This window comes from Thalassobius sp. Cn5-15, from assembly GCF_022347685.1.
Classification (GTDB): domain Bacteria; phylum Pseudomonadota; class Alphaproteobacteria; order Rhodobacterales; family Rhodobacteraceae; genus Thalassobius.
In genome coordinates, this window is sequence record NZ_JAKRGF010000008.1 from 73,185 (window position 1) to 85,490 (window position 12,306).

General features: G+C 59.3%; 11 protein-coding genes. 1 reads left to right on the forward strand and 10 read right to left on the reverse strand.

Annotated features, from left to right (window positions below; genetic code table 11):
- Nucleotide 1 precedes the first annotated feature (1 nt).
- From ade to MHM86_RS15250, 8 genes are all read right to left on the reverse strand, one after another.
- A complete protein-coding gene (gene ade, locus MHM86_RS15215) occupies nt 2-1,708 on the reverse strand; it encodes an adenine deaminase (protein ID WP_239201035.1) in 1,707 nt (568 codons plus the stop codon).
- Nucleotides 1,709-1,810: 102 nt separating this feature from the next.
- Nucleotides 1,811-3,115, reverse strand: coding sequence for a pitrilysin family protein (locus tag MHM86_RS15220; protein ID WP_239201037.1), 1,305 nt, complete (start codon nt 3,113-3,115; stop codon nt 1,811-1,813).
- A 4-nt stretch (nt 3,116-3,119) separates the two neighbouring features.
- A complete protein-coding gene (locus MHM86_RS15225; protein WP_239201039.1) occupies nt 3,120-4,463 on the reverse strand; it encodes a pitrilysin family protein in 1,344 nt (447 codons plus the stop codon).
- Nucleotides 4,464-4,618: 155 nt separating this feature from the next.
- Entirely contained in the window at nt 4,619-5,137 is a 519-nt protein-coding gene (locus MHM86_RS15230; RefSeq protein WP_239201041.1) for a DUF3035 domain-containing protein, read from the reverse strand.
- A gap of 91 nt (nt 5,138-5,228) precedes the next feature.
- Nucleotides 5,229-5,699, reverse strand: a complete 471-nt coding sequence (lspA, locus tag MHM86_RS15235) for a signal peptidase II (RefSeq protein ID WP_239201043.1) — start codon at nt 5,697-5,699, stop codon at nt 5,229-5,231.
- Between the two features lie 128 nt (nt 5,700-5,827).
- Complete coding sequence (gene purH / locus MHM86_RS15240; RefSeq protein WP_239201044.1) at nt 5,828-7,417, reverse strand: bifunctional phosphoribosylaminoimidazolecarboxamide formyltransferase/IMP cyclohydrolase; 1,590 nt, start codon at nt 7,415-7,417, stop codon at nt 5,828-5,830.
- Between the two features lie 23 nt (nt 7,418-7,440).
- On the reverse strand, nt 7,441-9,132 hold the full coding sequence (locus MHM86_RS15245; protein ID WP_239201123.1) for a heparinase II/III family protein: 1,692 nt from the start codon (nt 9,130-9,132) through the stop codon (nt 7,441-7,443).
- A gap of 220 nt (nt 9,133-9,352) precedes the next feature.
- Nucleotides 9,353-10,618: an RsmB/NOP family class I SAM-dependent RNA methyltransferase gene (locus MHM86_RS15250; RefSeq protein WP_239201125.1), complete on the reverse strand. Its 1,266-nt coding sequence runs from the start codon at nt 10,616-10,618 to the stop codon at nt 9,353-9,355.
- Between the two features lie 201 nt (nt 10,619-10,819).
- Between MHM86_RS15250 and MHM86_RS15255 the strand changes: the two genes are divergently transcribed.
- Nucleotides 10,820-10,999 (forward strand): DUF1674 domain-containing protein, encoded by a 180-nt coding sequence (locus MHM86_RS15255; RefSeq protein WP_239201045.1) that lies wholly within the window; start codon nt 10,820-10,822, stop codon nt 10,997-10,999.
- Between the two features lie 22 nt (nt 11,000-11,021).
- Here the strand turns inward: MHM86_RS15255 and MHM86_RS15260 are convergent, their stop codons facing one another.
- Complete coding sequence (locus tag MHM86_RS15260; protein ID WP_239201046.1) at nt 11,022-11,408, reverse strand: hypothetical protein; 387 nt, start codon at nt 11,406-11,408, stop codon at nt 11,022-11,024.
- Nucleotides 11,409-11,479: 71 nt separating this feature from the next.
- On the reverse strand, nt 11,480-12,289 hold the full coding sequence (gene dapB / locus MHM86_RS15265) for a 4-hydroxy-tetrahydrodipicolinate reductase (RefSeq protein ID WP_239201047.1): 810 nt from the start codon (nt 12,287-12,289) through the stop codon (nt 11,480-11,482).
- Nucleotides 12,290-12,306 lie beyond the last annotated feature (17 nt).

Below are 12,306 nucleotides of genomic sequence, written 5' to 3' on the forward strand. Positions count from 1 at the left end.
TTCACGAAATAATCTCGAACTTGTTCACATCAACCAGACCACGGTCGGTAATTTTCAGGTTCGGGATGACCGGAAGCGCAAGGAAGGCCAGCTGCAAAAAAGGCTCTTCCAGCGTCACACCCAGATCGCGGGCGGCGGAACGCAAAGCGACAAGTTGGTCATGAACCACCTCATGACTCTCTAGGCTCATCAGACCGGCGACAGGCAGCGGCAGTTCGGCCAGCACCTTGCCCCCCTCAACCACGACAAAGCCGCCCTCAATCTCGCCCAGGCGGTTCGCGGCCAGCGCCATATCGTCGTAATCCGCGCCAACCACGGCGATGTTGTGGTGATCGTGACAAACCGTGGATGCAATAGCGCCGCGCTGCAGGTTGAACCCACGCACGAATCCAGTGGCCATATTACCGTTTTTGCCGTGCCGCTCGATCACCGCGATCTTGATCAGGTCGCGGCTGAGGTCAGGGCGTTTATCGCCATCCTCGATCGCCATCACCTCATGCAAATGTTCGGTGATGATCTTGCCCTCTAAGATGCCGATCACATCGGTGTCTTCACGGTTGCCAGCCGTGCGGAAATGCTGCGGGCCCACTTTAGGCGCATTGACCGAATTGCGCCCTACGGGATCAATTAAATCGCGTGCGGCAAAGGCCGCATCATCCACCCAGGTACCGCCACAGATCACATCAGCCACTTCGCAGGTCTGCAGATCATTCAAAATGACAATATCAGCGCGTTTGCCAGGGCTGATCTGACCACGATCTTTCAGCCCAAACGCCTCTGCCGCCGATAAGCTGGCGGCGCGGTAAGCGGCCAAGGGTGAGACGCCAAGGCTGATCAACGTACGGATCATATAGTCCAGATGCCCCTGTTCAGCGATATCCAGAGGGTTGCGGTCATCCGTACAGAGGCACAGATAGGGTGCACTCACATCGTTCAGGATCGGCGCCAAAGCGTGCAGGTCTTTGGACACTGAACCTTCCCGGATCAACACCCGCATGCCTTTTTGCAGCTTCTCCAGCGCTTCCTCAGCCGTTGTCGCCTCATGTTCGGTGCGGATACCGGCGGCGATGTAGCCGTTCAGGTCCTTGCCCTGCAGCAGCGGGCAATGGCCGTCGATATGAACATCCTCAAACAAGGCAAGCTTTTCCATCACATCCGGCAGCTGATGCAGCACACCGGGGAAGTTCATGAACTCCGCCAGCCCAATACCGCTGGGGTGGCCCATCAGGGGTTTCAGATCCTCGGCCAAAATGGTGGCCCCTGCGGTTTCCATATCTGTGGAAGGCACGCAGGACGACAACTGCACCTTGATATCCATCAGCGTGCGTTCAGACGCAGATTGGAAATAGCGGATGCCGTCGGGTCCGATCACATTGGCGATTTCATGCGGGTCGCAGATCGCAGTGGTCACCCCGCGCGGCAATACGCAGCGGTCAAATTCAAACGGCGTCACCAGCGAACTTTCGATGTGCAGATGCGTGTCAATGAAACCGGGGACCATCACCTTGCCGGTCACGTCCACCTCTTGTTTGCCCTCATAGTCGGCACAGATACCAACCACGCGGTCACCACAGATCGCCACATCGCCGGACAGCATGGCACCAGTCATCAGGTCAAGGATCTGCCCACCCTTCAACACCAGATCCGCCTGCGCCATGCCGCGCCCCTGTGCAATTCTGTCTGAAAGTGTGCTGTGCTGGCGCGTCATATCTGGTCCCTTCCGTCCGCAAAAGAATGGCGCAGCATGCCATTTATGCTGCGCCAACGGTAGGGCCATTTATTAGGATACAGGTATAAGGATACGGGTCGATCAAACCCCGTCGGGCTGCCCCACCACCACAAAGGTCAGCATGTCCGGCGCCAGCACGCGTTTGGCGACGCGGTTAACGTCTTCTAGCGTCACAGCATTTACGCGATTGTTGCGGGTGTCGATGTAATCCAGCGGCAATCCGTCCATCTGCATCGCCACAATAATGTTGGCGATAGAGGCATTGCTGTCAAAACGCAGCGGGTAAGCACCGGTCAGATAGGTCTGTGCATTGCGCAACTCTTCCTCGGTGATGCCTTCATTTGCCGCTTTCGCCCATTCGGCGCGGATCACCTCAATCGCCTCTCCAACGCGGTCATTTGCTGAGGCAACAGATCCCATCCACAGTTTCGCCTGATCCTTATCAACGAGGAAGGTCGAGACGCCGTAGGTCAGCCCGCGTTTTTCGCGCACCTCCTGCATCAGGCGGCTTTCAAACGACCCGCCGCCCAGAATGTGATCCAGCACAAAAGCCGCAAAAAAATCGGGATCATCGCGGTGCAACGACCCTTGAGCGAAAAGCGCCACAGATTGCGGCGTCTCAAATTCTACCACGCGGGTGCCGCCAGGCAAATTCACATCTGCGCGCGGCGGCAGCGGCACCTCTGCCAAAGGCAGATCCACCAGCAATTCATCCAGCAGCTGCGCCAGTTCCGGCGCAGTCACATCACCAACGGCAGAGATAAAGACACGATCACGGGTCAACGCGTTTTTATGCGCAGTCAGAATGTCATCTCGGCTCAACGCGGTAACCGTTTCCAAGGTACCCGATTGCGGCAGGCTATAGGGGTGATCTCCAAACAGCAGTCGATCCATTTCGCGCCCTGCGATATCCTGCGGTGATTTCAGATCTGACCGGATACCGGACAAAACCTGTTCACGCACCCGCTCAACCGCGTCCGTATCAAAACGCGGCTCCACAAGTGAGCCGCGCAAAAGCGCCAACGCCTCGTCCTTATTTTCACTCAGGAAACGGGCCGAAACTGTCACCGTGTCATCATAGGCACCATAATCGAATGAGGCTGCCAGCCCTTCAACTTCACGGGCAAAACCGCGGGCGTCCAGATCGCCGGTACCCTCTTCCAGAAGACCCATCATCAGGTTGGTCGCGCCAGCTTTTCCGGGTAGATCCAGCGACGTACCGCCCTGAAAACGCAGTTCCAGCGCGACGAAGGGAATAGAGGGCTCTTCGACCAGCCAAGCGGTCAGGCCACTGGCGGAGGTCACAGGTTTAATATCCACAGAGGCCACAGCGGGGGTGATCAGGGCCAGCGTTGCCACGAGGCTAAAGGTGAGTTTGCGCAGCATGGGTTTAACCCTCCTCTGCCATCAACCATCCGGTAACGGATGTTTTGGGATTCAACACTTTGCGGGCAGCAGTCATAACGTCATCGGCAGTGACTGCCTGCAAGATGTCGGGCCATGCCTGCACATCAGCAACGGTCAGGCCCTGCGTCAGGGCGCGGCCATAACGGTTCGCCAGCCCTTGGACGTCATCACGCGCATAAATCTCGGACGCGCGGATCTGGGTTTTGATCCGCTCCAGATGAGCTGGATCGACGCCTTCGGACAGGAAGTCCGCCAGCACCTGATCCAATGCCGCTTCCGCTTCGGTCAGGCTAACGCCGGGGGTGGGAACGACCAACACCTCCAGCGTCGTCGCATCCAGCGACTGACCATTATAAAACGCGCCGGCATAAACCGCCGTCTGGCTTTCAAACTGCAGCTTTTCGGCCAAAACAGCCGTCTGCCCGCCACCCAGCAGTTCGGCCAGAATGCGCAGCGCAGCAGCCTCTTCCTGGGCGCCGCTGTTGCGTTCGGGCGCCAGATAGGACCGGCTGACAGAGGGCTGCGCCACACGCGGATCAGCAAAGGTCACACGACGCGGCGCGGTTTGCGGCGGTTCTTGGCTGCGCACTCGCTCCACCGGCAGGTCGGGATTGGCGGGGATCACACCGTAATGACGATCCGCCAGCTCACGCACCTCGTCCGGTGTCACATCGCCAGCAACAACCAGCACCGCGTTGTTGGGCGCATAAAAGGTTTTATAGAATGACAGCGCATCATCGCGATCTAGGCTCTCCATTTCGTGGCGCCAGCCGATGATCGGCACGCCATAGCGATGGTTCAGATACTGCACTGCCCGCTGCTGTTCGCGGAACAACGCCCGCGCGCTGTTTTCCACCCGCTGATTGCGTTCCTCCAGAATCACATCACGTTCAGTGAGAATCTCGTCCTCAGACAGGCGGATATTAACCATCCGATCACTTTCCATCTGCATCATCAGATCCAGACGATCCGCTGCAATGCGTTGGAAATAGGCGGTGTAATCAAAGCTGGTAAATGCATTGTCACTGCCGCCATTCTGCGCCACGGTGGCGGAAAATTCACCCGGCGCCAACGTATCTGTACCTTTGAACAACAGGTGTTCCAGAAAATGCGCCACGCCCGACTGGCCGACAGGTTCATCGGCGGATCCAGCACGGTACCACAGCATGTGCACCACCACGGGGGCGCGATGATCTTCGATCACCACCACCTCTAACCCGTTATCAAGGGTGAAACTGGTGACGTGATCCGTTGGGCTGTGATCAGCTGCCCTAAGGGGCAACGCCATTGCGACCATTGCCGCCAGCGCGGCTGCTAAACGCTTCATTCAGCGATCCTCCTGTGCTTGCCTTCAAGATACGCCCCAATCAGGGCGCGGCAAGCGCGGAAACCCGGGCTGACGCGGACGTGAGCCACCGTCAGCGTGTTACCGCGCTTGAGAAAGATAAAAATGCCTGGGGGCAGCCGAGGGACGCGGCCAGCTTACCTGGGTGGGGCGCTCGGCGTTTGGACTCCAAACTCACGCCATTTGTCCGCTTCGACGCTGGGGTCGAGGGCAAATTTGCGATAGGCGCGATCGTAACGGTCCACTTTTACCAGCTTCAAGCGCGTGAAGCGCGAATTGAAGCGACGGAACTCTTCGTCTTCTGCGTCAAGTGTTGTCCGGATATCGGCGGAGATGCCATTGCGGCTGGCATGGGCCAGCAACGCAGAGTCTGCCGCCGGTATTTCAGCGGTAGCCACCAGCGCACTGGCACGCCCGCCAAGTGCGGTGATACCATCAGCAACGGGATTCTGATCTGTTAGGTTACGGCCCCCGGGGGTCGGTGTCGGCAGGGATGCGTAATCGGTGGGCTGTTGCAAATCTTTGCTCGGCAACACCAGAAATTCATCCGGACCCGCGGAATTAGACCGCAGATCGCGCAGACCGATGTCACGCTCTTCGTTGGAACACGCCGCGATTGTCAAAACCGCCATCAACAATACCAAAATGCGCGGCATTGCCACCTCCTGCCAAGTCAGTACGCACAGTCAGCCTGAAACAGTCAGCCTGAAAGACTGCCTCATGTCATAGCCGATGAATTCGACAACGTCACGCGGCCTTTTGGGCACCCCCCCACACAACCAGCCCAAAAGCGCCGATGAAAATGGCAATATCGGCAACATTGAACGCATAAGGGTTTGAAATCCCACAACACGACATATTGAGGAAGTCGGCAACAGCCCCATACAGGAACCGGTCCACGACATTGCCCAAAGCGCCGCCAATCAGCAAACCGGCGGCAATCAGGCCCATACGACCCGGACGATCTTTGTGCACCCAGTAAAGGACAAAGGCGCAGATCAAAAAGGCCATGCCGATCAGCACCCAACGGGCCAGATCGCCATTGTCTGAAAGCAAGCCAAAATTAATACCGGTGTTCCACGCCATCCGCAGGTTCAGGAACGGTGGCAGCACGTCAATCTCACCGCGCAGGCGCAGGTCGAGGTAATGTACCACGTAATACTTGCTGGCTTGGTCCAGCAAAAACGTCCAGAAGCCCGCCCAAAATACGGTTGTCATCTGCCTATCCTCAATGTGGGGCCACTTTGGCGGGCCCTCTCATTTTCGTTTGTTTCCGGCAAGTGTACCACAAACCCGCCGGAAACAAGTGCTTTTTTAGCGCAAGCGCCTCTCCGCTTACGGGGAATTTAGTGACGGAAGTGACGCATACCAGTCAAAACCATCGCCAGACCAGCCTCATCGGCGGCGGCAATCACCTCATCATCGCGCATCGACCCGCCCGGCTGAATCACGCAGGATGCACCGGCAGCAGCAGCTTCCAAAAGACCGTCCGCGAAGGGGAAGAAAGCGTCAGACGCCACGGCAGAGCCTTTGGTCAGCGGTTCCTGCAGCCCCATCGCGTCAGCCATACGTTCCGCCTTTTTAGCGGCGATCAGAGCACTGTCCAAACGGCTCATCTGACCAGCGCCAACACCAACGGTGGCACCATCTTTGACGTAGACGATGGCGTTGGATTTGACGTGTTTGGCCACTTTCCATGCAAACAACAGGTCGCGCATCTGTTCCGGGGTCGGAGCCAGTTTCGTCACAACCTTAAGGTCATCCATACCGATAAAACCGTTGTCGCGATCCTGCACCAGCATACCGCCCGACACCTGACGGTAGGCAAGACCTTTGTCGCTGGTATCCGCCAGCGCAGGGGTCGTTAGCAGGCGCAGGTTCTTCTTCTTGGCAAAGATTTCGCGCGCCGCATCGTCCGCACCGGGGGCGATGACCACTTCGGTAAAGATCTCGGTGATCTTTTCAGCGGTGGCACCATCCAGCGGCTGGTTCAGTGCGATGATGCCGCCAAAGGCAGAGGTGCGGTCGCAGTCAAACGCCTTGGAGTACGCGTCTTCCAGCGTGGCGCCACGGGCGACACCACAGGGGTTAGCGTGTTTGATGATCGCACAGGCGGGACCATCTTTGGGCAGGAATTCAGACACCAGTTCAAACGCCGCGTCGGTATCGTTGATGTTGTTGTAAGACAGTTCTTTGCCCTGATGCTGTTCTGCCACTGCAACGCCGGAACGACCCGATCCATCGCTGTAAAACGCTGCACCCTGATGGCTGTTTTCACCATAGCGCAGACCCTGCACATAAGTGCCAGCGAACACGCGGCGGCGCGGGGTTTCTTCGCCAATGGCCGATGCCATCCAAGTGGATACAGCCGCGTCATAAGCACCGGTGCGGGCATAGGCGATTTGGGCAAAACGCTGGCGGAACGCGTAGGTGGTCGCGCCATTATTGGCGTCCAACTCCGCGATCAGGTCGCTGTAATCCTCTACATCCACAACGGTGGTGACAAAGGCATGGTTTTTGGCGGCGGCGCGGATCATTGCGGGACCACCGATGTCGATGTTTTCGATCATCTCATTGTAATCGGCACCACGGGCCAGCGCGGCCTCAAACGGGTAGAGGTTCACCACCAACAGGTCGATGGCGCCAATGTCATGTTCGTCCATCGCTGCGACATGCGCATCGTTGTCGCGCAGGGCCAACAGGCCGCCGTGTACCTTTGGGTGCAGGGTTTTCACCCGACCATCCATCATTTCAGGGAAACCGGTCACATCCGCCACATCTACAACAGGGATGCCTGCGTCGCGGATCGCCTTAGCCGATCCGCCGGTGGACAGTAGCTCAACACCACGGTCGCTTAGCGCTTTGGCCAGGTCAATCAGACCGGTCTTGTCGGATACGGAAATCAGCGCGCGGCGGATGGCGTTCGGAGATGTCATAATTTGGGTAGCTCTCTGCTTGTTCAGGTCAGGTCCAGCTCTTCCCGGTTCAGATCGCGCACACTTATCGGCGTGTCTTGGGCCTTGGCAAGCGACCACCGGATGCGTGTCGCATAATCCATTGCGCGCCCAGATAAAACGATTTGTTTTGTTGCGCGGGGCTTCAAACGGCCTTTTTCAAGGTAAACAGAGGGATCCAGCGTCATTTGCAACGCACCGTCATGTCTGAACACCCACAGCTCGCCGCTTTTCAGAGCCAGCGAAATCGCACTGCCGCCCATGTCCACGGTGGCCTCCACCTCAGGATGCAGGTGGAAGCGGATCTGAAACGGGATGCCCTGCAACGTGACCTGATCCATCGCTTTGTCGAACCGCTGTTTATCAGCGCCTTCCAGCGCAACCAGCAGATCCTCCCCCGCCATGCCACGCCCATCAAAGGTCAATTCCAACGTACGTGCATGGGTCAGACCGTGGCTGCGGATATAGCCGTCGTGTCCGCCCTCAAACCGGATTCCATCCGGCGCCTGAGAGATTTGCACCGGCACCCGCAGGGGCGCAGCGGCCAGCAATTCCTCGCGCCCCGTTTTCGGCGCCAGACGCGAAGAAGAGTATCCTTCTAATGACAGCGTCGAATGGCTGGGCGTCGCGCGACCTGCGCGGCGCCAGTCAATGCCGAACACCGCCCCAGAGCCGCAGTTCACCACCAAAGGCCTGCGACCAGACGTGAGTTCAAACGCCAAGGTCGCGGCATGGGCATTGCCCGATGCCTTACCCATCGGTGGCACCGCTGCATCCACAATGACGGAGGTGCGCCCAGCGCTGAGGCGGGCATAGCCCATCGACAGCCCGTCGGGCGTGCGTTCCTTCACCCCTGACGCTGCAAGTGCGCCGTCCAAACGCCCCTCCAAACCGCGGCCACCGCCGTGAAACCGCGCCAGCCCGCCATCTGCATGACGCAGGGTGCGCAAGGTGGGCGCGATACGTTCAATCGCACCGCGGTGCGCCTCGCCCACCGGTTGGCCAGTTTCCTGTAGAGCCGCCGCCGCCCAGCTGAGAAGGGTGAAAACCTCCAGCAACTCCTCTGGATTACGGGTCGGAATACCGCCCTGTTCGTCAACCTGCGCCGCGCATTCCTTTTCCAGCGCCTTCACCGCAGGGGCGACGTGTTGTTCCATCCCCTCCAGCGACAGCCCCGCATAAAGGAGACCAGTCAGCGCCTCAAACCGTGGCAGGCCCGGCGTTGTCTTGTGCCAACGACGGCTAAGGAAAATCGCCTGATGCGCCAGCGTGCGATAGAACGCCTCTGACGCTTCGGCCTCTTGTCCGCGCAACAGGAACAATGCGTGGTGGATCCAGCGGATAATCCGCCGTCCGGTTAGATCCGGTGTCCACCCCGCACCGGACCCATCGCCATAGGCCACAATCCACGCCCAAAGCCACTCCGCCGCCAGCGCGCGGGTGCGCGGATCACCTACGGCGGCCAGATCATCCAGCCAGACGAAGCCATGTATCTCCTCCTGCCACATCTGATCGGGGGGCGTAACATCCCACAGGAGGGTGCCCTGAGCCTCTACCAGATGACCAGCAAACAGGTAGTTGCCCGCCAGCAACTGACGACCACGGGCAAAAGTCCCGATGGTGCGCGGCTCCGGTTGACTGACAAACCCGGTTGCAGGCTGGGCGCGGGTGGCGCGACGAGCGTGCCAGCGGTGCATCAGCCGCGTGTAGCGGGCTTGGATCCCCTCGGGGATCTGATCAGAATCTTGGTGCTGGGTCTGCGTCCGCTTGGACATGTACTCTCTGCCTCTTACGCGCTGTTATCGCGAATTTTGCGTCACGATAACGCGCATCAGCCACAGCTGTCACCGCCCAATTGGGCATTCGGCAGGCTGCGGCCAATTTCGCCAGGACGGGCGCATTGAAAACAGCGGTTGATTAGGCTTTGCGCTTCAGACAGGCCATGTAGAACCCGTCCATACCGCCCTGATCGCCCCAATAGTCGGGCCGCAGGCGCAGACCGCCTTCCTCAGTGACCCAGCCAGCCTCAATCCCCGGTAGGTTCAGCGATTCGCGGTCGACCTGCCATTCCGGGTTCCGCTCCAGCGCTTCTTCGACCTGACATTCGCCCTCATCCGGCAGGAGCGAACAGGTGCAAAACACCAGCCGCCCGCCCGGTTTTACCAGCGACATGGCGTGATCAATCATCTGCACCTGTAGATCAATCAGCGCACCAAATTCTGACCCATCCTTTGCCAGCGGCAGATCGGGATGGCGGCGGATGGTGCCAGTGGCAGAGCAGGGTGCATCCAGCAATACCGCATCATAGCTGCCCTGATGTTCAAGCGCGTCCCCTGCCACAATTTCTGCACTCAGGCCCGTACGGGCCAAGTTTTCAGTGACCCGTGCCAGACGGGCTTCCGACAGATCCAGCGCAGTCACCTTGGCACCAGCGGCGGCCATCTGCATGGTCTTGCCCCCCGGTGCGGCGCACATGTCCAGCACGGTTTCGCCTGCCTTCACATTGAGAATTTTCGCAGGTAACGCGGCGGCGGCGTCCTGCACCCACCAATCGCCCGCTTCATAGCCCGGCAGAGCAGACACCTGACCAGCGTTTTCCAAACGTACCGATCCGGTGGGTAAAAGCGCGCCCCCCACTGCCTCGGCCAGTTGAGCAGCATCCCCCTTAGCGCTCAGATCCAGCGGGGCACCGTTCAGGTGAACCTGTTCCATAGCCGCGACGGCCTCTGCCCCATACCCCATAACCAAAGGGTCCCTCAGCCCGCGCGGCAGGCGCGGCGTGCGCAGCTTGGCCCATTCAGCCTCCCCCTCACCTGCAACCTTACGCAGAACCGCGTTGACCAGACCTTTCAGGCCAAGGGTGCGTTTATTCGCAGCGGTCAGCGCGACGGCCTCATTCACAACACCATGGGCATCCCCACCCGTACACAGTTCCATCGCACCAATGCGCAGGATGTTTTGCACGCGCAGCGGTGGTGCCTTGCGCAGGTGTTTTTTCAGCACGCGGTCTGCCCGTTCCAGATTGCGCAGCACCTCCAGCGTCAGACGCTGGGCGCGGGCACGATCCGCGGGTTCCAACCGGTCCAGTGCGCCTTGGCCCAAGAGTTCGGACAACAACCGCCCCTCGCCCAAAATCTGCGTCAACAAGTAGAGCGCAGCACCGCGCGGCGTCAGTTTTCCCATAGGACGTTCCGGCGCGTCGCCCTGCGACTTACCTTGCGAACGGCCCTGCGGGCGGCCGCGGGATTTGCCCGGAGATTTACCGTGGGGCTTACCAGAACGATTGTTTTGATGGGGTTTGGGCATATGATATCCTTCGGCCTCTTTGCCTTGGCGCGTGGAGGGCGTATATCAGCGCTATAGTTCCTTAGAAAGGACACATGAATGAGCGAGATTGAGAAAAAATTGCCCGCCGCCGCCCAGCGTGCACTGGCCGAGGCGGAAGAACGCCGCAAAAAAGCCGCCGAGGCAGACGCACTGCCCAAAGAACTGGGCGGGCGTGATGGCCCCGAACCCGTGCGCTATGGCGACTGGGAAAAGAAGGGCATCGCGGTAGATTTTTGATCGCTAGGGCAGCAGCGCCGCCTTAGTCCATTCCAATGCTGTAGCGTTCCCGCTCGCCCCGCCCCTTATCCGGCACAATATACAACGTCGCGCCGCTGGATCGGACGATGCCGCAGGTTTCGCCCTGATCAATGGTGCCATAGAACACCCGTTTACACAGCTGCCCATCGCGCCATTCCCAATTGCCCAGCAGCGGCCGCCCCCAAACGCGGCCCTTAACCTGCCCCAGATCGTCAAACCGCATCCAAAGGCCTGTCTGGCTGATATATTTTCCCGACATCTGCAGCAGGAAATCCTCGCGGTCCTTCATGGTGAAAAAACCTTCGGCCTGCGCCTGCGGCACCGGCGGCAACACGAGGGTGGCAAGGGGAATAAAGCTTAGCAGAAACAGGCAGGTGCGCAGCAGCATTTAAAAACCACGAGGTGAGGGACATCGCCCCCACCTCGCAAGATCTGTGCCAAATTTTGAGTGTTCGTTGATCAGAGACCCAACACATCAATCATATCATATTCACCGGGCGCCTTGCCCTGCCCCCACAGCGCCGCCTTTAGCGCCCCACGGGCAAAGATGGCGCGATCGGTCGCCATATGCCGCAGCACGATGCGTTCACCGGCGGCAGCAAACAGCACATCATGTTCGCCCACAATATCGCCACCACGGATGGCGGCGAAACCGATATCGCCTCTCTTGCGCGCGCCGGTAATGCCATCACGGCCCGAATCGCGCACGTCCGCCAGATCAACACCGCGCCCCTCAGCCGCCGCTTCACCCAGCATCAAGGCGGTGCCCGATGGTGCATCGACCTTTTGATTATGATGCGCCTCGATCACCTCGATATCAAAATCCTCATCCAACGCGGCGGCGACCTTCTTGGTCAGCTGCACCAACAGGTTCACACCCAGCGACATGTTCCCCGCGCGGATGATCGTCGCATGACGCGATGCGGCGTTCAGTTTCGTCAGATGGTCGTCATCCATGCCGGTGGTGCCGATGACATGTACCGCGCGCGCCTGCGCGGCCAATGCTGCAAATTCCACTGTCGCGGCAGGTGCAGTGAAATCAATCACCGCCTGCGCTTGTGCAAAGGCCGCCAGCGCGTCATCGGTGACGGTCACGCCAACGTCTGCGCCGCCCATACAGGCACCAACGTCGCGGCCAATCCAGTCGTGGCCCGTGCGTTCCACCACGCCGACCAGCTTAGCCTTATCGCTGTCCAGCACAGTCTTGATAAGCATCTGTCCCATACGACCCGATGCGCCCGTTATAACGATTCCCGGCAGGTTGGTCATGGCTCTCACACTCCTGA

What these genes read in the sequence shown, in the direction of transcription:
- ade (WP_239201035.1), bottom strand. Translation starts at nt 1,708, where the DNA reads ATGACGCGCCAGCACAGCACACTTTCAGACAGAATTGCACAGGGGCGC.
- MHM86_RS15220 (WP_239201037.1), bottom strand. Translation starts at nt 3,115, where the DNA reads ATGCTGCGCAAACTCACCTTTAGCCTCGTGGCAACGCTGGCCCTGATC.
- MHM86_RS15225 (WP_239201039.1), bottom strand. Translation starts at nt 4,463, where the DNA reads ATGAAGCGTTTAGCAGCCGCGCTGGCGGCAATGGTCGCAATGGCGTTG.
- MHM86_RS15230 (WP_239201041.1), bottom strand. Translation starts at nt 5,137, where the DNA reads ATGCCGCGCATTTTGGTATTGTTGATGGCGGTTTTGACAATCGCGGCG.
- lspA (WP_239201043.1), bottom strand. Translation starts at nt 5,699, where the DNA reads ATGACAACCGTATTTTGGGCGGGCTTCTGGACGTTTTTGCTGGACCAA.
- purH (WP_239201044.1), bottom strand. Translation starts at nt 7,417, where the DNA reads ATGACATCTCCGAACGCCATCCGCCGCGCGCTGATTTCCGTATCCGAC.
- MHM86_RS15245 (WP_239201123.1), bottom strand. Translation starts at nt 9,132, where the DNA reads ATGCACCGCTGGCACGCTCGTCGCGCCACCCGCGCCCAGCCTGCAACC.
- MHM86_RS15250 (WP_239201125.1), bottom strand. Translation starts at nt 10,618, where the DNA reads ATGGGAAAACTGACGCCGCGCGGTGCTGCGCTCTACTTGTTGACGCAG.
- MHM86_RS15255 (WP_239201045.1), top strand. Translation starts at nt 10,820, where the DNA reads ATGAGCGAGATTGAGAAAAAATTGCCCGCCGCCGCCCAGCGTGCACTG.
- MHM86_RS15260 (WP_239201046.1), bottom strand. Translation starts at nt 11,408, where the DNA reads ATGCTGCTGCGCACCTGCCTGTTTCTGCTAAGCTTTATTCCCCTTGCC.
- dapB (WP_239201047.1), bottom strand. Translation starts at nt 12,289, where the DNA reads ATGACCAACCTGCCGGGAATCGTTATAACGGGCGCATCGGGTCGTATG.